17 protein-coding genes and 1 pseudogene are annotated in these 19,950 nt (G+C 64.3%); 13 read left to right on the top strand and 5 right to left on the bottom strand.

Annotated features, from left to right (window positions below; genetic code table 11):
- The first annotated feature begins 21 nt into the window (after positions 1-21).
- The 3 genes from mmsA to ACX80V_RS06055 are packed head-to-tail and all read left to right on the top strand — an operon-like array spanning position 22 to position 4,058.
- Positions 22-1,578, top strand: a complete 1,557-nt coding sequence (mmsA, locus tag ACX80V_RS06065; RefSeq protein WP_485842401.1) for a multiple monosaccharide ABC transporter ATP-binding protein — start codon at positions 22-24, stop codon at positions 1,576-1,578.
- A 48-nt stretch (positions 1,579-1,626) separates the two neighbouring features.
- Positions 1,627-2,910: a multiple monosaccharide ABC transporter permease gene (gene mmsB, locus ACX80V_RS06060; RefSeq protein WP_058929701.1), complete on the top strand. Its 1,284-nt coding sequence runs from the start codon at positions 1,627-1,629 to the stop codon at positions 2,908-2,910.
- A 50-nt stretch (positions 2,911-2,960) separates the two neighbouring features.
- Entirely contained in the window at positions 2,961-4,058 is a 1,098-nt protein-coding gene (locus ACX80V_RS06055) for a substrate-binding domain-containing protein (protein ID WP_058929702.1), read from the top strand.
- A 202-nt stretch (positions 4,059-4,260) separates the two neighbouring features.
- Here ACX80V_RS06055 and ACX80V_RS06050 read toward each other — a convergent pair whose 3' ends face one another.
- The gene (locus ACX80V_RS06050) at positions 4,261-4,419 is read right to left on the bottom strand and encodes a hypothetical protein (protein ID WP_485842400.1); all 159 of its coding nucleotides are present in this window, start codon (positions 4,417-4,419) and stop codon (positions 4,261-4,263) included.
- A gap of 240 nt (positions 4,420-4,659) precedes the next feature.
- On the opposite strand from ACX80V_RS06050, the pseudogene ACX80V_RS06045 reads away from it, so the two are divergent.
- The 7 genes and pseudogenes from ACX80V_RS06045 to ACX80V_RS06015 all read left to right on the top strand — a co-directional run.
- Positions 4,660-5,373: pseudogene (locus ACX80V_RS06045) on the top strand (ABC transporter permease); the annotation flags it as partial.
- A 2-nt stretch (positions 5,374-5,375) separates the two neighbouring features.
- A complete protein-coding gene (locus tag ACX80V_RS06040; RefSeq protein WP_485842399.1) occupies positions 5,376-6,065 on the top strand; it encodes an ABC transporter ATP-binding protein in 690 nt (229 codons plus the stop codon).
- Between the two features lie 34 nt (positions 6,066-6,099).
- Positions 6,100-7,170 carry a Gfo/Idh/MocA family protein gene (locus tag ACX80V_RS06035; RefSeq protein WP_485842398.1) on the top strand — a complete coding sequence of 357 codons (1,071 nt, stop codon included), beginning with the start codon at positions 6,100-6,102 and terminating at the stop codon, positions 7,168-7,170.
- 411 nt (positions 7,171-7,581) lie between these two features.
- Positions 7,582-8,199: a hypothetical protein gene (locus tag ACX80V_RS06030; RefSeq protein ID WP_485842397.1), complete on the top strand. Its 618-nt coding sequence runs from the start codon at positions 7,582-7,584 to the stop codon at positions 8,197-8,199.
- Positions 8,200-8,285: 86 nt separating this feature from the next.
- A complete protein-coding gene (locus tag ACX80V_RS06025; RefSeq protein WP_485842396.1) occupies positions 8,286-9,437 on the top strand; it encodes an LPXTG cell wall anchor domain-containing protein in 1,152 nt (383 codons plus the stop codon).
- 267 nt (positions 9,438-9,704) lie between these two features.
- Positions 9,705-10,919, top strand: coding sequence for a serine/threonine-protein kinase (locus tag ACX80V_RS06020; protein ID WP_485842504.1), 1,215 nt, complete (start codon positions 9,705-9,707; stop codon positions 10,917-10,919).
- Positions 10,916-11,401 carry a hypothetical protein gene (locus ACX80V_RS06015; RefSeq protein WP_485842395.1) on the top strand — a complete coding sequence of 162 codons (486 nt, stop codon included), beginning with the start codon at positions 10,916-10,918 and terminating at the stop codon, positions 11,399-11,401. Before ACX80V_RS06020 ends, ACX80V_RS06015 begins: the two co-directional genes overlap by 4 nt.
- Before the next feature lie 144 nt (positions 11,402-11,545).
- Here ACX80V_RS06015 and ACX80V_RS06010 read toward each other — a convergent pair whose 3' ends face one another.
- Positions 11,546-13,765: an NADP-dependent isocitrate dehydrogenase gene (locus tag ACX80V_RS06010; protein WP_485842394.1), complete on the bottom strand. Its 2,220-nt coding sequence runs from the start codon at positions 13,763-13,765 to the stop codon at positions 11,546-11,548.
- A 228-nt stretch (positions 13,766-13,993) separates the two neighbouring features.
- Complete coding sequence (locus tag ACX80V_RS06005) at positions 13,994-14,221, bottom strand: hypothetical protein (protein ID WP_485842393.1); 228 nt, start codon at positions 14,219-14,221, stop codon at positions 13,994-13,996.
- Between the two features lie 242 nt (positions 14,222-14,463).
- Between ACX80V_RS06005 and ACX80V_RS06000 the strand changes: the two genes are divergently transcribed.
- A complete protein-coding gene (locus ACX80V_RS06000) occupies positions 14,464-15,432 on the top strand; it encodes a trypsin-like serine peptidase (RefSeq protein WP_485842392.1) in 969 nt (322 codons plus the stop codon).
- 260 nt (positions 15,433-15,692) lie between these two features.
- Here the strand turns inward: ACX80V_RS06000 and purH are convergent, their stop codons facing one another.
- Positions 15,693-17,387 (bottom strand): bifunctional phosphoribosylaminoimidazolecarboxamide formyltransferase/IMP cyclohydrolase, encoded by a 1,695-nt coding sequence (purH, locus tag ACX80V_RS05995; RefSeq protein ID WP_485842391.1) that lies wholly within the window; start codon positions 17,385-17,387, stop codon positions 15,693-15,695.
- Positions 17,388-17,529: 142 nt separating this feature from the next.
- On the opposite strand from purH, the gene ACX80V_RS05990 reads away from it, so the two are divergent.
- Positions 17,530-18,882, top strand: a complete 1,353-nt coding sequence (locus tag ACX80V_RS05990) for an MFS transporter (RefSeq protein WP_058929716.1) — start codon at positions 17,530-17,532, stop codon at positions 18,880-18,882.
- Positions 18,883-18,902: 20 nt separating this feature from the next.
- Here the strand turns inward: ACX80V_RS05990 and purN are convergent, their stop codons facing one another.
- On the bottom strand, positions 18,903-19,472 hold the full coding sequence (gene purN, locus ACX80V_RS05985; protein WP_485842390.1) for a phosphoribosylglycinamide formyltransferase: 570 nt from the start codon (positions 19,470-19,472) through the stop codon (positions 18,903-18,905).
- 39 nt (positions 19,473-19,511) lie between these two features.
- On the opposite strand from purN, the gene ACX80V_RS05980 reads away from it, so the two are divergent.
- Positions 19,512-19,940, top strand: coding sequence for a hypothetical protein (locus ACX80V_RS05980; protein WP_485842389.1), 429 nt, complete (start codon positions 19,512-19,514; stop codon positions 19,938-19,940).
- Positions 19,941-19,950: the final 10 nt, after the last annotated feature.

Below are 19,950 nucleotides of genomic sequence, written 5' to 3'. Positions count from 1 at the left end.
GCATTGGAGGCGTAAGGACAAATGACGTCCCACACCACGCACACTGACCCGGTCATCCTGGAGATGCGCTCAATTACCAAGGAATTTCCCGGCGTCAAGGCTTTGGCGGAAGTAAGCCTCCGGGTCAAGGCCGGCGAGATCCACGCAATCTGCGGCGAAAACGGCGCTGGCAAGTCCACGCTGATGAAGGTGCTCTCTGGGGTTTACCCGTATGGCAGCTACGACGGCGACATCGTGTACCAGGCCGAGGTCCAGCAGTTCAAGGACATCCGCGCCAGCGAGCACGCCGGCATTGTGATCATCCACCAGGAGCTGGCCCTGATCCCGGAACTGTCCATCATGGAGAACATCTTCCTGGGCAACGAACCGACCAAACGCGGCGTCATCAACTGGGCGGAGGCCCGGCAGCGGTCCACGGAGCTGCTGGCCCGGGTGGGACTCAGGGAAGACCCGGACACTCCCATCAAGGAGATCGGCGTCGGCAAGCAGCAGTTGGTGGAAATCGCCAAGGCGCTGAACAAGGCGGTCAGAATCCTCATTCTGGACGAGCCAACCGCTGCGCTGAACGAATCCGATTCCCAGCACCTCCTGGACCTGATGCTCGGCCTCAAGGGCAAAGGCATCACCTCGATCATCATTTCCCACAAGCTCAACGAGATCGAACAGATCGCCGATTCCATCACCATCATCCGGGACGGCAAGTCGATCGAAACGCTCGATGTCAAGGCCGACGGCGTCGACGAGGACCGCATCATCAAGGGAATGGTGGGCCGGGCCCTGGAGTCCCGCTTCCCCGACCACACCCCCAAGATCGGCGACGTGTTCTTCGAGGTCAAGAACTGGACCGTGGCCCACCCACAGATCCAGGACCGCCTGGTCTGCAAGAACTCGAACTTCTTTGTGCGGCGCGGGGAAATCGTGGGATTCGCCGGACTTATGGGTGCCGGCCGAACCGAACTGGCCCGCTCCGTCTTCGGCCGGTCCTACGGCCACTTCGTGTCGGGCCAGGTCTACGTGGACGGCAAGGAAATGACACTCAAGAGTGTCCACCAGGCCATCTACGCCGGCCTCGGCTACGTGACGGAGGACCGGAAGTCGCTGGGACTGAACCTCCTCGACGACATCAAAACCACCACGGTCTCGGCCAACCTCGAGAAAATCAGCAAGCGCAGCGTGGTGGACACCAACAAGGAGTTCACGGTCGCCGAACAGTACCGGAAATCCCTGCGGACCAAGGCCCCGTCGGTTGAGGAAGGGGTTGCCAAGCTCTCCGGCGGCAACCAGCAGAAGGTGGTCCTGGCCAAGTGGATGTTCACCGATCCTGAACTGCTGATCCTGGACGAACCCACCCGAGGTATCGACGTCGGCGCCAAGTACGAGATTTACGGCATCATCCAGCAGCTCGCCAACCAAGGAAAGGGAATCATAGTGATTTCTTCCGAGCTCCCTGAACTGCTGGGGCTCTCGGACCGCATCTACACGATCTTCGAGGGCGCTATCACTGGGGTACTCGATAAGGAGGAAGCCAGCCAGGAAAGCCTGATGAAGCTGATGACCTCCGCCCGCAAAGCCGCTTGATCCACTGCAGCCTTCCAGAACCTTCCAGATACAAGGACTGAAAAAACAATGAACGCGCTCAAGAAACTCTTCGGTGGCGACACCCGCCAGTTCGGCATGATCTTTGCCTTGGTGGCTCTGATAGTTCTCTTCCAGTGGCTCACAGGCGGCATCACGCTCACCCCGGGCAATGTCATCAACCTCTTCAACGGCAACTCCTACATCCTCATCCTCGCCATCGGCATGGTGCTGGTCATCATCGCCGGCCACATTGACCTGTCGGTGGGCTCCGTGGCGGCGTTCGTGGGCATGGTGGTGGCCATCGCCATGCGGGACTGGGACATCCCCTGGTTCCTGGCAATCCTGCTCGGCCTGGGCCTGGGCGCCCTGATCGGAGCATGGCATGGCTGGTGGACGGCGTACGTCGGCATTCCGGCGTTCATCGTGACACTGGCCGGCATGCTGATCTTCCGCGGGGCGCAACAGTTCGTTGGCCAGTCCAACTCGATTCCGGTCCCCCGGGAGTTCCAGTACATCGGCGCCGGCTACCTCCCCGAAATAGGACCGAACACCGGATTCAACAACCTCACGCTGCTCCTCGGACTCGCCGCCGTTGCGTTCGTTGTCTACAGCGAAGTCCGGCGCCGCCGCACGGCCAAGGCGCTCGGAGCGGAGGTTTCGGAAACCTGGGTCAGTGTCCTCAGGCTTGTCCTGATCTGCGGCGGGATTCTCTACGCCACCTACCTGTTTGCCACCGGCCGCCCGGGCACGTCCTTCCCGATTCCAGGCCTGATCCTCGCCGTGATGGTTCTGATCTACGGCTTCGTCTCTTCCAAGACGGTGGTGGGACGCCACGTTTACGCAGTGGGCGGCAACCGCCACGCCGCCGAGCTGTCCGGTGTGAAGTCAAAGAAGATCAACTTCCTGGTCATGATGAACATGTCCATCATCGCCGGGCTCGCTGGAATGATCTTCGTGGCCCGCTCAACCTCTGCAGGACCGTCTGACGGTACCGGCTGGGAGCTGGACGCCATCGCTGCTGTCTTCATCGGCGGCGCTGCCGTGACGGGCGGCGTGGGTACCGTCATCGGATCCATCGTCGGAGGCCTGGTCATGGCTGTGCTGAACAACGGCCTGCAGCTACTCAGCGTCGGCGCCGACTGGCAGTCCATGATCAAGGGCCTGGTGCTGCTGGTGGCCGTTGCCATCGACGTCTACAACAAGTCGCAGGGCCGGGCATCGATCATCGGGCTGATGATGAAGAACTTCAACCGTCCGTCCGGCGGGCCAGGCACACCGCTGCAGCCGGATGAAACCACCTCCACCAAAGAAGTCATTTCCAGGGAAGCCTGAGCGATTCAGGTTCCGGAACCAACACCCCAAAAAAGAAAGTGGACCAAGAAATGCGAATGATTGGTAAAGCAGGAAAGGCAGCAGCGATAGCTGCAATCGCAGCACTGGCGCTGACGGCCTGCGGACGGGCCGAACCCGGCACCTCCAGCACCACCGGTGGAGCCAGCGGCTTTGCACAGGACTCCGCCATCGGCGTCGCGCTTCCCAAGAAGACCAGCGAAAACTGGGTTCTGGCAGAGAAGCTGTTCAACGACGGACTCAACAGTGCCGGTTTCAAGCCGACTGTCCAGTTCGCCAACAACGGTGTGGCTGAGCAGCAGAACCAGATCAGCGCCATGATCGCCAAGGGTGCCAAGGTGATCATTGTGGGTGCCCTCGACGGCTCCCAGCTGGGGACCCAGCTCCAGCAGGCCAAGGACGCAGGCGCCACCATCATCGCCTACGACCGGCTCCTGCTGAACACGGCAAACGTGGACTACTACGTGGCTTACGACAACTTCAAGGTGGGCGAGCTTCAGGGCCAGGCCCTCCTGGACGGCATGAAGGCCAAGAAGCCTTCCGGCCCGTACAACATTGAACTGCTGGCAGGCTCACCGGATGATGCCAACGCGAAGGTGTTCTTCGACGGCGCCATGAAGGTCCTCAAGCCGAAGATCGATGACGGCACGCTGAAGGTGCTCTCCGGCCAGACGACGTTTGAAAAGGCCGTCACGCAGGATTGGAAGGCTGAGAACGCCCAGCGCCGGATGGATACCCTCTTGACCGGTTCCTACGGCACGGCGTCGCTGGACGGTGTCCTTTCGCCGAACGACACGCTTGCCCGGGCAGTCATCACCTCCGTCAAGGCCGCCGGCAAGCCGCTTCCCGTCATCACTGGCCAGGACTCCGAGGAGGAATCGGTCAAGTCCATCCTTGCCGGCGAGCAGTACTCCACCATCAACAAGGACACCCGCAAGCTCGTTGAGCACGCGATCGTGATGGTCAAGGATCTCCAGGCAGGCAAGACGCCTGAGGTCAACGACGATAAGTCCTACAACAACACGGTGAAGACCGTACCCGCCTTCCTGCTGCCGCCGGTCATCGTGACCGCCGCCAACGTGAAGACGGCCTACGTGGACGATCCGGTACTGGGCCCGCTGACCAAGTAACGCGGTCTAAGTAACGCGGTCCGCCGGTCACCACCGGTTTACATAGAATGCCCCGGCTCCCCCACAGGGAGCCGGGGCATTCCGCGTCCCAACGCTCTCTCACTAGTCCGAAAATGGAGGGGACGTGACCGCGGTCGGTGCGCACTGGTGCACCCCGTCGTGGTCTGGCGGGTGTTGGTGTTGGTATGAAGACGGGTAGGGGTCAGGCTGCGGGTGCGAGAGTGACGGTGTAGCCGAGGGCTTCGAGCTGGCGGATGTGGTTGCGTTTGCTGGTCTCTGGTTTGGTATGGCGGCTAAAGTAATCGGGCCCGAGGTCGTTGAACCGTGCGTCCGGGTTCTCCAGCAGGTGCCAGATGATCACGAGGATGGAACGTCCGGTGGCGACGATGGCGCGTTTCTTGCCCCGCCGCCGCGCGAGCCTCTGGTGGCGTTCGCCCAGAAAGGTGTGAGTTTTGCTGGCCCCGACGGCGGCCTCGCCCAGGACCCGGGCGAGATAGCGGTTACCGTGTCCGGTCGAGCCGTTGCCCTTGGTCTTGCCTGCGGAGGAGTTGATGCCCGGGGAGAACTTCGCCCAGGAACACAGGTGCCCCGCGGTCGGGAACCGACGGCGCAGACCGTCGCGGAACTGCCGGGCGAGCTGTCCTCGATGATTGTCACGGTGGACAGCATGGAAAATCTCGAGGCCGCCAAGACCGCCCTTGAGTCCGCCCTCGGCACCGACAAAGCCGACGTCACGCAGGGGCAGAACCTGGAGTCCGCCGTCAGCTCGCTCGGCAGCGTCAAGAACATCTCGTTCATCGCCTTCGTAGCAGCCTTGGGCACCGCCGGGCTGATCATCCTGCTGATCATGGTCATGTTGGTCCGCGAGCGCCGCCGAGAAATCGGTGTCGTGAAGGCGATCGGAGCACCCAACCGCACCATCGGCCTGCAGTTCGTGCTGGAGGCGCTGGTCCTCGTGGCCATGGGCAGCGCGGTGGGCGCCGCCGTCGCCTCCTTTGCCAGCGGCGGCATCGCTTCCGCGCTGATCAGCACCAACACCACCACGACGGCGGCCACCACCACCGGTCGCGGGGCCGCCATGGCCGGCGCTGCAGGCGGCGCCGGAATGCCGGGCGGTGGCGCTGGCTTCCCTGGCGGCCAGGGCGGACCTCTTGGCGGCGCTTCCCAGCTTCTGACGTCAGTCACCGCCAGTGCCTCCCCCGGGGTCATCGCCGCCGGCATCGCAGCGGTGTTCGGCGTGGCCATCATCGGCGCGCTGGTCCCGGCGCTGCTCACGGCACGCATCCGTCCCATCGAAGTCCTGCGAGGAGAATAGCCATGATTGAAGTCAAGAACCTGGTCCGCACTTTCAACTCCGGTGACCGCACCATCAAGCCGGTCAACGACGTCAGTTTTGCTCTGGACCAGGGCACGCTGGCGTCCATTGTCGGCAAGAGCGGCAGCGGCAAGAGCACACTGTTGTCCCTCCTGGGTGCGCTGGACAAACCCACCAGCGGAGACGTCGTCGTCAACGGCGTGAGCCTGGCCGGGATGCCGGACGGCAAGCTGACCGAGTACCGGCGCCGGGATATCGGGTTCGTTTTCCAGCAGTTCAACCTGATCCCGAATCTTTCGGCGATGGACAACGTCATGCTGCCCATGGAGTTCGCGGGCGTGCACAGGACAGAGCGTCGGCAGCGGGCAACGGACCTTCTGGAGCAGGTGCAGCTGGACCCGGAGAAACAGGTGCGGCGTATCAACCGGCTGTCTGGCGGCGAGCAGCAGCGCGTGGCGATCGCCCGGGCGCTGGCCAACGAACCCAAGCTGATCCTCGCGGACGAGCCCACCGGCAACCTTGATGAGCAGACGGGCGATCACATCATCGAACTGCTCAGCTCGCTCAGCCGTGACCACAACACCACCATCCTCGTGGTCACCCACGACAAGGCGTTGGCCAACAAGACGGACCGCCGCTTCAGGCTCCAGCAGGGCAGGCTGACGGAAGAACCGGCGCGCGCCTTGGTCTGACGCCCGCACTGGTCTGAATGAGAGGATGGGCACCATGAGCGCGCCCATTGCCACACCGTGGCTGTCCACCCAGTCCGATCCGGATCCCCGGTCTGCCACCGGAAAACGCCTGCGGTGGGGCGTCATAGCCACCGGCGGGATCGCGCGCTCAGTGTCGCAGGACCTGGCACTGCTTCCAGACGCCGAGCTTTATGCCGTCAGTTCCCGTTCACAGGGCACTGCGGAGAGTTTCGCGGCGGACTACGGTTTCGCCAAGGCCTACGGGGACGACGACGGCGTGCCCGGCTACCAGCGGCTGCTCGCCGATGGCTCGGTGGACGTTGTCTACGTCGCTACGCCGCACGCCCAGCACCACCAGATTGTGCTCGCTGCGCTCAATGCGGGCAAGCACGTGCTGTGCGAAAAGGCGTTCACCATCAACGGCAGGGAAGCGAGCGAGCTCGTCGCGCTTGCCCGGGAGCGGAAGCTCTTCCTCATGGAGGCCGTGTGGTCCCGCTTCCTCCCGGGCATGCAGCGGGCGTTCGAGATTGCCGCGTCCGGGGAGCTCGGGGACGTGCACTGGGTGACCGCTGACCTTGGTTTTCCCGCGCCCTATTCCCCGACGTCCAGGTTGTGGGCCAGGCAGGACGGTGGCGGCGCCCTCCTGGACATCTCGGTCTACCCCCTGCTGTGGGCAGTAGGAACGCTGGGGTTCCCGCAGACCGTCAGTGCCACCGGCTTCATTAATGACGACGGCGTGGACGCCCAGAATGCGTTGACGCTCGGCTATAACCATGGTGCCCAGGCCCAGCTGACGTCCTCGCTCTTGGCGTACGGTCCGCGGACTGCCACGGTGGCCGGCAGCCTGGGCTACCTCCAGAGTGTCGGTTCCATCAACAATCCGCGGGAGTTGGTGATCGGCGTCGGACGGGAGGGCCTGCGTATGGAGGCGTTCGACGTCGTCGGCATCGGCTATACCTACGAACTGCGCGAGGTGACCCGGTGCATCCAACAGGGTCTGACCGAGAGCCCGGTCATGCCGCTGGAGGATTCCATCAAAACCATGCGGCTCTTTGACGGAGTGCGCGGGCAACTGGGCGTTAGCTACCCGAACGATGCCCATTGATCGTTTTGGCCTATGACTTTTTTGTAAACATGTTTGACAGTCATCTTTCGGTTATCGATGACTGAGTGACAAATTACTAAGCTTGCTGGATTTATTTTCAGTTTCCCTAGACTTCCTGCACGCGAGAGTCTTACGCTGATGAAATCGTAGGTCTCAACGATGCTGGGGGTGGTACGCATGGCTAAATTCCGTTCGCCGTGGCGTGCGCTCCGGCCGCTTCTCCTCGCAGGTGCAGTGACTGCCACTTGGCTGACACTTTCTGCTTCAGCCGCAACAGCAGACTCTTCGAGAGATTCAGGATCCCTTCTGGGTGGCCTCTCTTCATCGGTTTCGTCCCTGGCGGCACCGTTGTCTGGTGCTGCCTCTCCCAATCTTGAGGCCGCGTCCCCGGCTCCTTCTCCCAACGGACTCGTGCAGCCCGTAGTAGGCAGGGTGGCAGGCACGGCTGATCAACTGATCGCCGCCGTCCCTGTGGTGAAGAGCGCGGTTCCGGCGGGGACCGTCACGGCCGGGGCTGTCCCGATTGCCGCAGTGGTGGATACCGCTGCAGATGACCTGGTTGAGACAGTCGCCCCTCCACTCACCGATGCCGCACCGGTTCTTGAGCCTATTCTGAAGCCCGTAGTGGATCTGGTAGATGCGACCGTTCCGTCCGCACCGGTCAAGCTTCCCGGGCTGCTGCCGCTTGAAGAGACTGCCGGCGCGATCTCGACTGTCACGGACGCCCGCGCTTCAGGGCACGTCGCTGTTGATGCCACCACAAACTCCCCCGGCACTTCCAACAACTTGCTTGCAGTCCCGGCAGAAAGCCCCTGGACCACCGGCCCTTCCACGCCACCGGCTCCGGCCCCGGCAGGACCTGCTTCGGGGGCCGGCAGCGGCGCTCCGCCCTCCGGCGCCTCAGGTTCTGCTGCCTGGCTGGACGAGTTCGGTTTCAACCTGCCGCTTTCGGGAGCCTTCCCCATCAGCGGATCACACGAGCATGCCCCTTCACCGGTGTCATTCGACCCCGGTTCCTCACCTGACTAGTTGAGCCCTTCTGCCCTTTTCATGGGCAGAACACGGCCTCCAGGCGCTGAACAGCGCCACACATCAACTTCTCAGGAGACATCATCATGAATTGCAACCTTCGCAGGGGGCTGCTCTGCACCCTCTTTGCCGGCGGGCTACTGGCCTTCGGCGCCAGCGCGGCAAGCGCCGCGGACACAACCAGCGGACCGGACCTCACGGCCTCCGCACTGGTCTCAGCGGCGACGTCCGCAGATACGACGTCGTTGGGCCTGCTGGGTGGCTCAACGCAGTCGGACACTGCTGACGTCGCCGCTGTGGTCGACGTCAACCTCGGTCTCGGCGGCACCGACGGAAGCGGAACCACCGCCGACGTTGCGGCAGCAGCCGACATCAACCTCGGCCTCGGCCTCGGAAACAACGTCCTCGACGGCACCACCGGTAACGGAACCACCGCCGACGTTGCAGCCGACCTCGCGATCGGCCTGGGCAGCGGCACCGTGACCGGCACCACCGGCAACGGAACCACCGCCGACATTGCAGCCGACGTCGCAATCGGGCTGGGCAACGGCACCAACGGCAGCGGCGCTGACAGCACCACCGCGGTCGCCGCAGCGGCCGACATCAACCTCGGCCTCGGTGATGGCATCCTCGGCGGTACAAACGACAGTGGCACCACCGCTGACGTAGCCGCAATCGTCGACGTCAACCTCGGAGACAACCTCCTCGGCAACACCAACGGCAGCGGCGCTGACAGCACCACCGCGGTCGCCGCAGCGGCCGACATCAACCTCGGCCTGGGCACGTCCGGCGTTCTTGACGGCGCGAATGTTGCTATTGATGCATGCGTCATCGTCGGCGGCGGCACCGATGGCTGTGGAACCCCAGGTACTGAAACCCCCGGTACGGAAATGCCCGGTACGGACACAACGGACCCGGGAACCGGAACGACGGGTGACACGGATACCACGGATCCAGGTACCGGAACTACCGGCACCACTGACCCAGGAACCGGAGCGACCGATCCGGGAACCGGAACTACCGGCACCACGGGAGCTGGCACGACCGGTATCACTGTTGTTCCCGCCGGCACGACCACCGGCTCGGTATCTTCCGCAGCAAACACCTTGGGCAACACCTCAGCTCAGGGCGGCACCGCCACCCTGGCCAAGACGGGCATGGATGCTTCGCTGATCCCTCTCGCCGTCATCCTGCTGCTTGCCGGACTGCTGATGCTCAAGCGGCGCCGGAAGGCCTAGCGGACTCCGCACTCAACGGACTGCGACGGCTAAGACCGTCAATGCACCGGCTCCGCCGTTCGCGGCCTAGCCAACTTTTCAGATAGGAGGTGGCCACCAGAGAGCTCAACTACCAGCACTTGTCCTTGTGACCGGAGGTCCGGCTGAGAAAATCCCAATCACTTCTTAGCCGGGCCGCCGGCGTGCCGGCAGACGGCTCAAAGGATGCCCTACCGGCCGGTATTATTGAGCAGGAATAGTGCCGCAGCGCACCGGGAGGAACTGGTCATGGTGGCGGATTCGCCTAGCTCAATTAAGAATGAAATGCTCGGCGGACGCTATCGGCTGGCGGACATAGTCGGCCGCGGCGGCATGTCATCCGTCTACCGCGCCCGGGACGAAAACCTGGGCAGGGATGTCGCCCTGAAGCTCTTTGCCCCGCAGGCACCGGATGCCAATGAGCTCAGGCGCCAGGAAGCCGAAATCCAACTGCTGGCAACGCTCAACCATCCCAGCCTGGTCACGCTGTTCGATGCAGGCATCGATACCCGTGTCCTGGACGAACCTCGGCCGTTCCTGACAATGGAGCTCGTCGAGGGCCAGGACCTCCGCAGCCGGATCAGGCACAGTGCAGTTCCCTTGGACGAGCTTGCAGTCATCGGGGCAGGCGTAGCTGACGCGCTGGCCTACGTGCACAGCCTGGGCATCATCCACCGCGACATCAAGCCCGGGAACATCCTGCTGGTGCAGATCCGTCCGGGCGAACCTTTACGACCCAAACTCACGGATTTTGGCATCGCCAGGATGGCGGATTCAGCCCGGCTGACCGCCACGGGAACCATGGTGGGGACGGCCGCATATCTCAGTCCGGAGCAGGCCATGGGTTCTCCCCTGTCGCCCGCCACTGATATCTACTCGCTGGGTCTGGTACTGCTGGAATGCGTCAAACAGACCGTTGAGTTCCCTGGCAGCGCCGTGGAATCCGCAGTGGCCAGGTTGCACCGGGCACCCGAGATCCCCGCTGACCTTCCGGCGGAGTGGGCTGATCTGATCCGTTCAATGACTGCCATCGAACCGCTGGAACGTCCCGTCGCGTCCGATGTTGAATCCGTTCTGCGTCAGGCCTTGGTGTCACCCGTGTCCGCACCGGGCGAGCTCGCGCCGGAGACAACCCGTGTACTCCCGGCCATGCCGTTCAGGCCGCCGTCCATCGCCATCACCGCGGAATCAGATCTGCCTGTAGTCCGGCCCAGCAAGGGCCAACTGGACATCACCCGCGGTCCTGACGCGCGGCGCTGGGTCCCGGACTTGTCTCGTCTCCGCCACACCGGAAGGCGGTTCTGGACGGTCACCGCACTGGGCGGGCTCGCCGCTGGAGCAGCCGCGGCGGCGCTGACCTTGGGCCTGGCACCTCAGCCAACGCCCGACGTCGTTCCTTACCCCGCCGTCACCGGCACCTTGGGCGACCACCTCAAGGAACTACAGGAGAGCGTGGAACCATGAGCCCTGCACCGAAGCACCGCGGGCGTTCGGCCACGGCCAAATGCCTGACAGCTGCAGCAGCATTTCTGGTCGCCGGTTCACTGGCAGCGTGCGGTCCGGCTGAGACCGGCCTTCAACGTGATGCCGCCCGCCAACTCCAGGAACGAGTCCTCGGCGTCACCCAGGCCTCAGCAAATAATGACCCCGCTGGCGGATTGGCAGCTTTGGATAGCCTCGAGGCCGACCTCGCGTCCGCTGCGGGGACCGGGCAGGTTTCCGAGGAACGCCGGCGCAGCATCACGACGGTCGCCACTGCCGTCCGGGCGGACCTGACGGCGGCGAAGGCCGTAGCCGACGCCGCAGCAGCGAAGGCCGCAGAGGACGCGGCCGCTGCGCAAAAGCAGGCAGACGCCGATGCGGCCCAGAAAGCGGTCACTGCGCCGGTATCTCCCGCGCCCACAGGCGACAAGGGAAGTAGAGGCAAAGGCAAGGACGACGACTGAGTGCGGTCGGGCGGACGGCATATGAGGTTATTAACCCATCTGTGCTTCATCGGCTCCCGTCGCCTAAGCGATGTCGACTAGACGAAAGAGGCGGCGCCCCGGTGTCATGTCCCGTGGGCGCCGCCTTCTAAGGTTCGGTGCCGCTTAGTTCAGGGTCGCAATGACCCTGTTCAGCGTGGCGGACGGACGCATCACGGCCGAGGCTTTGGCCTCGTCCGGCCGGTAGTAACCGCCGACGTCCACCGCTGAGCCCTGGACCGCGGCAAGTTCTCCGACGATGGTGTCCTCGTTGGAGGAAAGCTCCTTGGCCACAGCCGCGAACGATGCCGCCAGCTCCGCGTCCTCGGTCTGCTTGGCCAGTTCCTCAGCCCAGTAGCGGGCGAGGAAGTAGTGGCTGCCACGGTTGTCCAGCTCGCCCGCGCGGCGGCTCGGGGACTTGTTTTCCAGCAGGAAAGTTCCCGTCGCTTTGTCCAGGGTGTCTGCCAGGACCTGCGCGCGGGCGTTGTTCGTGGTGGTGGCCAGGTGCTCGAAGCTGACGGCCAGAGCCAGGAATTCACCCAGGCTGTCCCAGCGCAGGTGGTTTTCCTTGAGCAGCTGCTGGACGTGCTTGGGAGCAGATCCACCGGCGCCGGTCTCGAAGAGGCCGCCACCGTTCATCAACGGAACAACCGACAGCATCTTGGCGCTGGTGCCCAGTTCCAGGATGGGGAACAGGTCCGTGAGGTAGTCGCGGAGCACGTTGCCGGAGACGGAGATGGTGTCCTCGCCCTTGCGGATGCGCTCCAGGGTGAAGGCAGTTGCCTTCACCGGGGACATGATCTCGATCTGCAGGCCCTCGGTGTCGTGGTCCTTGAGGTATTCGTTGACCTTGGCGATGAGGTTAGTGTCGTGCGCGCGGGTCTCGTCCAGCCAGAACACTGCGGGCGTCTTGGAGGCGCGGGCGCGGGTGACGGCCAGCTTGACCCAGTCGCGGATGGGGGCATCCTTGGTCTGGCAGGCGCGCCAGATGTCACCCGGGGCGACCTCGTGTTCGATCAGCACAGCGCCGGAACCGTCCACGATCTGCACGGTGCCGGCTTCCTGGATCTCGAACGTCTTGTCGTGGCTACCATATTCCTCGGCGGCCTGGGCCATCAGGCCTACGTTCGGGACGGTGCCCATGGTGGTGGGGTCGAAGGCGCCGTGGGCGCGGCAGTCGTCGAGAACAACCTGGTAGATGCCGGCGTAGGAGCTGTCCGGGAGGACCGCCAGGGTGTCGGCTTCCTGGCCGTCCGGGCCCCACATGTGGCCGGAGGAGCGGATCATGGCGGGCATGGAAGCGTCCACGATGATGTCGGAGGGCACGTTGAGGCTGGTGATGCCCTTGTCAGAGTCCACCATGGCCAGGGCCGGGCCGTCGTCGAGGCCCCTCTGGATGAGCGCCTTCACGCCTGCACGGACGTCCTCCGGAAGCTCCTCGAGGCCGCTCAGGATGGCGGCAAGGCCGTTGTTGGGGCTCAGCCCGGCGGCCGTGAGCTGCTTGCCATAGGTCTCGAACAGTTCGGAGAAGTAGGCCTTCACCACGTGGCCGAAGATGATGGGGTCCGAGACCTTCATCATGGTGGCCTTCAGGTGCGCTGAGAACAGGACGCCCTCTTCCTTGGCGCGGACTACCTGGGCTGCCAGGAACTCGTCCAGCGCCGCGGCGCGCATAACAGTGCCGTCGATGACCTCGCCGGCCAGCACCGGGAAGGCCTTCTTCAGGACCTTGACCGAGCCGTCTTCGCGGACCAGCTGGAGGGCGATGGTGCCGTCGGACTCGATAACCACGGACTTCTCGTTCGCGCGGAAGTCGTCAGCCGTCATGTGCGCAACGTTGGTCTTGGAATCCGCGGACCAGGCACCCATGGAGTGCGGGTTCTGGCGGGCGTAGTTCTTGACGGACAGCGGTGCACGGCGGTCCGAGTTTCCCTCGCGCAGGACCGGGTTCACAGCGGAGCCCTTGATCTTGTCGTAGCGGGAGCGGACGGCCGTTTCCTCGTCCGAGGAGGGGTTGTCCGGGTAATCCGGCAGGTTGTAGCCCTGGCCCTGGAGCTCGGCGACGGCGGCCTTCAGCTGCGGGATGGAAGCGCTGATGTTGGGCAGTTTGATGATGTTGGCGTCCGGCGTCTTTGCCAGCTCACCCAGTTCAGCAAGGGCATCGCCGATCTGCTGTTCCGGGGTGAGGTAGTCACCGAACACGGAGATGATGCGGCCTGCGAGCGAAATGTCACGGGTCTCCACCTCCACACCTGCGGTCGAAGCAAACGCCTCGATGATCGGCAAGAACGAATAAGTAGCCAGCATCGGCGCTTCGTCGGTGTGGGTATAGATAATCTTGGACATGCGCGGGCGTCTCCCTGGAGGTCGGCTGATTTTTTGGAAATTTTGTTCTATTTCACCACCACCTAACTTACCTGAGGACACGGCTTTGAACCGTACCGGGGCGGCCGGACGGCCCTGCATTACAGCGGATTGGGGCATGGGAGAACGCCCGACGGCGGTGCGCACTTCGGGCGGACAGCCGCCGTCGCGCTCTACCTCCGGGAGCCACCGTCGCAGGTGAGGATCCGGTCAGCGCCTCTTGTGGGGTATGTCACTGGGCCACAGCTGCACGTACTTGGGGTCCTGGCGGCGCAATTCCTCCGTTGCCGTGAACGAGTGGACCGGATCAACGTCGCGCAACTGAAGGGCTGCGGCGTATGCCTCAATTTCCGGCGAAGCGCCCTGGGCGCTCCCTTCGGCTGTAACATGCCGGCCGATGACGGCGGACCTTTTGGCGGACTTCCTGAAAGCAATCACGACGGGACCCCAATTCGCATAGAGTCCGGAGCCCAGATCGGACGTGTAACTGTATAGAGAAAAGTACCCTTCGGCGGCCGTTTTTGCCAGAGCGGCGCACCAGCGAGCGATCATGAACGCCTGCCCGGGACCATACCCGAGGCGTCACTACTATTTACAAATTTGTCATACGTCGATAGGTTCGAGGAGTCACGCGGCGGGCCGTCCCGGACCCCCTCACACCCGTTTTAGACAGGACAACAATGACGCGAACCAGCTCCCTGGCTGCCAGCTTCCTGAGCCTTTCGGCAGCTGCCATAATCGCGCTGGTTGGCGCCGGGGGCGCCAACGCTGCACCATCGGCGTCGGACGATAAGGCAGTACCTTCGGTTGCCCGCGCAGCGGCGGACAGCACCGGCGCGGCAGACTACTGGACATCAGACCGCATGCGCGCGGCGATTCCCGGCGATGTCCTCGCAAGCAAGGCGCTGGAGCGCGGCAACTCTTCCAGCGCGGCGAGCGTGCTGAAGGGGCCTAAAACCAAGGTGGCGGGCACCACGGGCAAGCCCTCACTCTCTCAGCCTGCAGGCCCTGTAGCCCACATCGGCAAGGTGTTCTTCACCCTCGGCGGCCAAAATTACGTCTGCTCCGGAAACGTCGTGTCGGCGTCGAACAAGAGCACCGTTGCCACGGCCGGACACTGCCTCAACGAGGGTCCCGGCACGTTCGCCACCAACTTCGTTTTTGTCCCTAAGTACAAGGACGGGGTGGCGCCCTACGGTGCGTGGACCGCCGACGAGTACTTCACGCCCACCCAGTGGAGCACGGGTGGGGACATCACCTACGACACCGGCTTTGCCGTGATGGACCCGAGGCAAGACGGCGCACTGCTGGAGGATGTCGTCGGCGGCTCAGGCGTGGCATTCAATGAAGACCGCGGCCTGCAGTACACCGCCTACGGCTACCCCGCCGCCAAGCCCTTCAGCGGCGAACGGCTCTGGAGCTGCACCGGCACGGCCACCAAAGACACCAACAACTCGCAGTTCAATACCCAGGGCATCCCGTGCGACATGACGGGCGGCTCTTCAGGCGGCCCGTGGTTCATCGGCAGCGGCTCCGACGGCTTCCAGAACTCCATCAACAGTTACGGCTACAGCCCGAAACCCGTGATGTACGGCCCGTACTGGGGCAGCGTCATCAAAGCGGCCTACGACAGTGCCGCAGCAGCCTAGGAAAACCTCGCCTGACGAGGCATCCGGGAACGGATCCGTCAGCCACATCAAATCGGGCCAGCCCCGCGAGGAGATCCGCGAGTACTGGACCAAACAGCGAATGGCCGCTGCAAAGCCCCGGGAGCTTCGGCTTCCGGAAGGGGGTCCGTGCCTCATGCAGCGGGGCGCGGACCCGGCACCACGTCCTTCCTAGCTGCCCGTTAAGGCCCGACGGCGCCTGTCCCCTCAGTTGGGGACAGGCGCCGTCGACGTTTAACCGCCTAGTGGAAGAAGTGGCGGGCACCCGTAAAGTACATGGTGATGCCGGCCGCGTTGGCCGCGGCGACGACTTCCTCATCCCGGACGGAACCGCCGGGCTGGACCACGGCGCGGACGCCGGCGTCGATCAGGATCTGCAGGCCGTCAGCGAACGGGAAGAACGCGTCGGAGGCTGCAACGGCGCCGCGGGCGCGCTCGGGTGCAACGCTCGCCTCTGCTGTCGACGGACCAGCCGCACCGCCAGCACCTTCGACGTCGGACTCCACCGAAACGCCCAGCGTGTTGGCACGCTCGACGGCCAGGCGGCAGGAGTCCAGCCGGTTGACCTGGCCCATGCCGATGCCCACGGCTGCGCCGTGATCGGCGATCAGGATGGCGTTGGATTTGGCGGCACGGCAGGCAGTCCAGGCGAAGGCGAGGTCCGCGAGCGTCTGTTCGTCAGCGGCTTCGCCCGCGGCGAGGGTCCAGTTGGCGGGGTTGTCGCCGTCGGCGTCCACCTTGTCACTCATCTGGACCAGGACACCGCCGGAAACCTGGCGCATTTCGGCCGGGTAGCGGCCATAGCCTTCGGGCAGGGCCAGCAGGCGGATGTTCTTCTTCTTGGCGAGGATCTCCACGGCTGCCGGCTCGAAGTCCGGGGCGATGACAACCTCGGTGAAGATGCCGGCAACGGTCTCGGCCATGGCTGCGGTGACCGTCCGGTTGGCAGCGATGACGCCGCCGAACGCCGAAACGGGGTCGCAGGCGTGGGCCTTGGCGTGGGCGTCGGCGATCGGGTCTGCAACATCAGCGGAACCAACGGCGACACCGCACGGGTTGGCGTGCTTGATGATGGCGACGGCGGGCTCGGCGAAGTCGAACGCGGCGCGGAGGGCGGCGTCGGCGTCGACAAAGTTGTTGTAGCTCATGGCCTTGCCGTGCAGCTGGTCGGCCTGCGCGATGCCGGCCGGGGCTGCCTTGTCTACGTAGAGCGCAGCCTGCTGGTGCGGGTTTTCGCCGTAGCGGAGAACCTCGGAGCGCTCCAGCGACAGGCCGGCGTAGGCAGGCCAGTCGATGACGCCGTCGCCGTCTTCATCCAGGAACTGGCTGGCAGTCCAGGTGGCCACGGCGTTGTCGTAGGACGCGGTGTGGGCGAACGCCTTGGCGGCCAGCCGCCGTCGGGTCTTCAGGTCAAAGCCGCCCTCAGCGGCGGCGGTAACCACGGAGCCGTAGAACGCGGGGTCAACAACAATGGCGACGGCGGCGTGGTTCTTCGCTGCCGAACGGACCATGGCGGGGCCGCCGATGTCGATCTGCTCAACGACATCGTCCTGCGCGGCGCCGGACTTCACGGTCTCAACGAACGGGTAGAGGTTCACCACCACCAGGTCGAAGGTTTCAATTTCCATGCCGGCGAGGGTTTCCATGTGCGCGGGGACGCGGCGGTCCGCCAGGATGCCGCCATGGACGCGCGGGTGCAGCGTCTTGACGCGGCCGTCCAGCATTTCCGGAGACCCGGTGACTTCTTCGACTTCCTGGACCGGGATACCGGCCGCGGCGATCTTCTTGGCCGTGGAACCGGTGGAGACGATCTTCACGCCGGCTGCGTGCAGGCCCTTGGCGAGATCCTCCAGACCGGTCTTGTCGTAGACCGAGATCAGCGCCCGGCGGATGGGAACACGGTCGATGGATACACGGTCAGGCTGCGTGACGCTCACAAAAAGTCTCCGTCTGATCTCGCGGAACAGTGCCGCGGTTGGTGGGGATGGGCCCAGTTTATCGTGTTGTGCGGTTTGCCCCGCTTGCCGGCGGCAGTGTGAACGTCAGTGGGCACGGTTAGAGTTTTCACAGGAGGCTGCGATGAATACTTACACCACTGTGCCCAGCGGCGAACAGGTGGTCCAGGAACTGCCCTGGCGTTGGAAAGTCCAGGGCAGGATCTTCGTGATCGGCGGCCTCGGCTTTATGTTCGATGCCTGGGACGTGACGCTTAACGGCATCCTCATCCCGCTGCTCTCGACGCATTGGGCCCTGGCTCCCGGCGAAGTGGCCTGGGTGGGTACGTCCAACCTGATCGGCATGGCCCTGGGCGCGTTTGTGTGGGGCACCATCGCGGATACGATCGGGCGGAAGAAGGCGTTTACGGCCACGCTGCTGATCTTCTCGCTCTTCACGGTCCTGGGCGCCTTCTCCCCCGACTTCATCTGGTTCTGCGTGTTCCGCTTTATGGCCGGCTTCGGTCTGGGCGGCTGCATTCCGGTGGACTACGCGCTGGTGGGTGAGTTCACACCACGCAAGCAGCGCGGGAAGGTCCTCACCGCGATGGACGGCTGGTGGCCGGTGGGCGCGGCCCTTGCCGGTTTTGTGTCCGCCGGCCTCGTGGCGGTGTTCGGCGACTGGCGGCTGACCATGCTGGTGATGGTGCTGCCTGCGCTCCTGGTGTTCTGGGTCCGGCGCAGCGTTCCGGAGTCGCCGCTGTTCCTCATCCGCAAGGGCCGCCGCGAGGAAGCTGCCAAGGTCATCGACGACCTCGTGGCGGCAACGGGCGCCGAACCCCGTGCCTACAGCCTGCCCGACGCGCAGGAAGTTCCGCGGCTCTCCGCCGGCAGCGCCTGGCACCAGCTGCGGCTGGTGTGGCAGTTCAACTGGAAGATCACGGCCACGGCCTGGGCCCTGTTTTTCAGCATCCTGCTGGTCTACTACCTGTCCCTGACGTGGATGCCGCGGATCCTGATCGGCGCGGGCTTCGCCGAGTACAAGGCGTTTGTGACCACGGCGTCCATGGCCGCGGTTGGGCTCTTGGGTGTTGTTGTGGCCGCGCTGCTGGTGGAGCGTGTGGGCCGCAAATGGATCCTGGCCATCACCGGCCCGCTGTCCGCGCTGACCCTGGTGATCGTGGCGATTGTGGTGGACATCCCCACGGCGGCGGTGTTCTGGCTGCTGGTATTCGGCTTTGTGGTGCAGATAGCGATCCCGGTGCTCTACGCCTATGTGTCAGAGCTGTACCCCACCGAGCTCCGCGGCACGGGTTTCGGCTGGGCGTCAACATTCTCCCGGCTGGGGGCTGGTTTTGGGCCCCTGATATTTGCGAACTACTTCTGGCCCGAGCTCGGCCTGGCCACGTCCTTCGCCCTGGCCGGCGGGCTGGTGCTGGTGGCCGTCCTGTGGATGGCGTTCTTCTCCCCCGAAACCAAGCAGCGCCGCCTCGAGTAGCCGCCGGCGTCGCCCGAAAATCAGACGGCGGCGAGGGCCAGTTCTGCCAGGGTGTTGACCAGGAGGCGGCGCTCCACCACCTTGATGCGTTCGTGCAGCGATTCCTCGGTGTCGCCCGGTTCAATCGTGACGGCTTCCTGGGCGATGATGGGCCCGGTGTCCACCCCGGCGTCGGCCCAGTGCACCGTGCAGCCGGTGACCTTCACGCCGTAGGCCATGGCATCGCGGACGCCGTGGGCGCCGGGGAACGCAGGCAGCAGGGCCGGGTGGGTGTTGAGGTACTTGCCGTGGAAGGCTGCGATGAAGTCGGCGCTGACGATACGCATGAAGCCGGAGGAGACCACCACGTCCGGGGCGTAGGACGCCACGCGGGCGGTCAGTGCGGCATCCCATTCGTCGCGGGTGGGGAAGGAGTTGAAGTTGACCACAAACGTCTCCAGCCCGGCTTCCGAGGAGCGTTCGACGCCGTAGGTCCCCTCCCGGTCGGCACCCACCGCGGCGATTTCCACGTCCAGCTCCCCTGCCTTGACGGCGTCGATGACTGACTGGAGATTGGACCCGGTACCGGAAACGAGGACTACGATGCGCATGGGTCTAGCTTATGGGCACGCTCGCGTAGGCTGGAAAACATGAACAACACCCCGGAACCGGCTGGCCAGCAACGGACCAAACAGCCGCTCAGCGAGGCCGCCAAAGGCTCGCTCGCCAAAACCCGCAACCTGTTCCGGATCTTCATTGTCACCGTGCTGGGCGCCTTCTTCGTCTACCAGCTCGATGTCAGCTACCTCTGGCTCACCGGCATCTTGACCGCGGCGAGCTTTGTGCTGGGTATCCTCCTGCTGGTCCGGTCGGCTCGGCTCAAGGAGTCCAAGCTGGTCCTGTTCGGCACCATCTCGGGGCTGGTGGTATCGCTGATCATGCTGCTGGTCATCCTGGCCACGGCGCTGTTTTTCCGCCAGGTCCAGGACTTCCAGACTTGCTCACGCGAGGCCCTCACCGACCAGGCGCTCTCCAATTGCCGGGTCCAGCTTGAAAGCTCGCTGCCGGGTCTCCGGTAGCAGCCACACC

The sequence above is a fragment of the Pseudarthrobacter arbutini genome (assembly GCF_054510915.1).
The sequence above is the reverse complement of the archived record's forward strand: the minus strand, read 5'-3'. Positions and strand labels throughout refer to the sequence as shown.

Bases quoted from the DNA above. Each gene is read 5' to 3' on its own strand.
- mmsA (WP_485842401.1), top strand. From the start codon at position 22: ATGACGTCCCACACCACGCACACTGACCCGGTCATCCTGGAGATGCGC.
- mmsB (WP_058929701.1), top strand. From the start codon at position 1,627: ATGAACGCGCTCAAGAAACTCTTCGGTGGCGACACCCGCCAGTTCGGC.
- ACX80V_RS06055 (WP_058929702.1), top strand. From the start codon at position 2,961: ATGCGAATGATTGGTAAAGCAGGAAAGGCAGCAGCGATAGCTGCAATC.
- ACX80V_RS06040 (WP_485842399.1), top strand. From the start codon at position 5,376: ATGATTGAAGTCAAGAACCTGGTCCGCACTTTCAACTCCGGTGACCGC.
- ACX80V_RS06035 (WP_485842398.1), top strand. From the start codon at position 6,100: ATGAGCGCGCCCATTGCCACACCGTGGCTGTCCACCCAGTCCGATCCG.
- ACX80V_RS06025 (WP_485842396.1), top strand. From the start codon at position 8,286: ATGAATTGCAACCTTCGCAGGGGGCTGCTCTGCACCCTCTTTGCCGGC.
- ACX80V_RS06020 (WP_485842504.1), top strand. From the start codon at position 9,705: ATGGTGGCGGATTCGCCTAGCTCAATTAAGAATGAAATGCTCGGCGGA.
- ACX80V_RS06015 (WP_485842395.1), top strand. From the start codon at position 10,916: ATGAGCCCTGCACCGAAGCACCGCGGGCGTTCGGCCACGGCCAAATGC.
- ACX80V_RS06010 (WP_485842394.1), bottom strand. From the start codon at position 13,765: ATGTCCAAGATTATCTATACCCACACCGACGAAGCGCCGATGCTGGCT.
- ACX80V_RS06000 (WP_485842392.1), top strand. From the start codon at position 14,464: ATGACGCGAACCAGCTCCCTGGCTGCCAGCTTCCTGAGCCTTTCGGCA.
- ACX80V_RS05990 (WP_058929716.1), top strand. From the start codon at position 17,530: ATGAATACTTACACCACTGTGCCCAGCGGCGAACAGGTGGTCCAGGAA.
- purN (WP_485842390.1), bottom strand. From the start codon at position 19,472: ATGCGCATCGTAGTCCTCGTTTCCGGTACCGGGTCCAATCTCCAGTCA.
- ACX80V_RS05980 (WP_485842389.1), top strand. From the start codon at position 19,512: ATGAACAACACCCCGGAACCGGCTGGCCAGCAACGGACCAAACAGCCG.